Origin of the sequence: Paraburkholderia sp. BCC1886, assembly GCF_900996245.1 — a bacterium.
GTDB lineage: Bacteria > Pseudomonadota > Gammaproteobacteria > Burkholderiales > Burkholderiaceae > Paraburkholderia.
In genome coordinates, this window is record NZ_CAAJGK010000068.1 from 1 (window position 1) to 1,496 (window position 1,496).

The 1,496-nt window shown below is 62.9% G+C and carries 1 protein-coding gene; it reads right to left on the reverse strand.

Features of this window, described 5'->3' with window-relative positions; translation table 11 throughout:
* On the reverse strand, positions 1-1,496 hold a 1,496-nt coding region (gene ilvA / locus FQ746_RS24565), incomplete at both ends, for a threonine ammonia-lyase, biosynthetic (RefSeq protein ID WP_409932424.1).

Consider the following 1,496-nt stretch of genomic DNA (forward strand, 5'->3'; position numbering starts at 1 on the left):
GCAAGAAACAACCGATACACCGGGTTATGCGTTTCTTCCCAGTTCGGATAACCGAGCGTCGCCTGGAAGCGCGCGAACGCATCGTTCTCGCTCTCCGGCACCTGAATGCCGACGAGAATCGAACTGTAGTCCGCACCCTGATTGCGATAGTGGAACAGGCTGATGTTCCAGTTCGGCGCCATCGACGAGAGGAACTTCATCAACGCGCCGGGCCGTTCCGGAAACTCGAAGCGGAACAGGCGCTCGTCGTGTGCGAGCGGCGAGTGACCGCCGACCATGTAGCGAATGTGCTGCTTCGACAGTTCATCGAAGGTCAGGTCGACCGTCGCGAAACCATGCGCTTCGAACGCGCCTGCAATCTGCGCGGATTCGCTGCGATTGCGGATCTGCACGCCGACGAAAATATGCGCGGCCTTCGCATCCGCAATCCGGTAATTGAATTCGGTGACGCTGCGCGTGCCGACCAGTTCGCAGAAACGCCGGAAACTGCCGCGCTCTTCGGGAATCGTCACGGCGAACACCGCTTCGCGCGCCTCGCCGACTTCCGCGCGCTCGGCAACGAAACGCATGCGGTCGAAATTGATGTTCGCGCCTGAGGTCACCGCGATCAGCGTCTGATCTTCGATACCTTCGCGTTCGGCGTACTGTTTCAGCCCCGCCAGTGCCAGCGAGCCTGCGGGCTCCAGCACACTGCGCGTGTCCTGGAACACGTCCTTGATGGCCGCGCACAGAGCGTCGGTGTTCACCAGCAGCACATCGTCGAGATACTCGCTGCACAGGCGGAAGGTTTCTTCGCCGACCAGCTTCACTGCCGTGCCATCCGAGAACAGGCCCACCTCGTTCAACGTCACGCGCTCGCCGGCCTTTAACGACGCGGCCATTGCACACGAATCGTCGGTCTGCACGCCGATCACCTTGATCTCGGGGCGCACCGCTTTCACGTAAGCCGCGACACCCGCCGCGAGACCGCCGCCGCCGATCGGCACGAAGATCGCGTGAATCGGTCCCTGATGCTGGCTCAGAATCTCCATCGCCACGGTGCCTTGCCCGGCGATCACATACGGATCGTCGAACGGATGCACGAAGGTCAGCCCATGCTGTTCCTGCAACTGGACGGCGTGCCCATAAGCGTCGCTATACGACTCGCCGAACTGCACGACTTCGACGGTGGGACCGCCATGCGCGCGCACCGCGTCGACCTTCACCTGCGGTGTGGTCACCGGCACCACGATGATCGCCTTGACGCCCATGCGTGCCGCCGACAGCGCGACACCCTGCGCGTGATTGCCCGCCGACGCCGTAATCACGCCGCGCGCCAGCGCGTCGGCCGGAATATGCGCCATCTTGTTGTACGCGCCGCGCAGCTTGAAGGAAAACACCGGCTGGTTGTCCTCGCGCTTCAGATAAACCGGATTGCGCAGCCGCGCCGACAGGTTCGGCGCCGGTTCGAGTTCGGTCTCGCGAGCCACGTCGTAGACGCGCGCGGTGAGGATTTT